The 519-nt window shown below is 38.9% G+C and carries 1 protein-coding gene; it reads left to right on the plus strand.

Annotated features, from left to right (window positions below; genetic code table 11):
- On the plus strand, window positions 1-519 hold a 519-nt coding region (locus tag OQ477_RS20810), incomplete at both ends, for a condensation domain-containing protein (protein WP_265973603.1).

Genomic DNA, 519 nt, shown 5'->3' on the forward strand with positions numbered 1-519 from the left:
CAGCAGATTACGCAGCTCCGGAGAATGATGTCCAGGAAACCTTGGCCAGCGTATGGTCAGATGTTCTCGGAGTAGAAAAAATCGGAATTCATGACAACTTCTTTGATTTAGGCGGTCATTCTTTAAAGGCTACAGTGTTGATAAATAAGCTGTATGAAGTTTTACAAATGAATGTGTCATTGAAGGCGATCTTTGATCACCAAACCGTCAAGGAATTAAGTGAGTATTTAGAAGATCAAGTCGAAATTCGCTATGAACAGATCCCTGTTTGTGCCATACAGGATGTGTATGAAATCTCTTCTGCCCAAAAAAGAATGTACATGGTGCAGCAGCTAGAAAGAGGAACGGTTTACAATATGCCGAGACTTTTTGCGGTAAAAGGCGATATTGACTCTAAAAAAGTAGAGAAAATCTTTCAAAAACTGGTGGACAGACATGAGTCATTACGAACATCTTTTGAAGATGTGAATGGTGATATTGTCCAAAAAATCCATTCGGATTTCTCCTTTACAATGGAAA

The organism is Bacillus sp. ChL18 (assembly GCF_026241425.1).
Lineage (GTDB): Bacteria > Bacillota > Bacilli > Bacillales > Bacillaceae > Bacillus > Bacillus velezensis.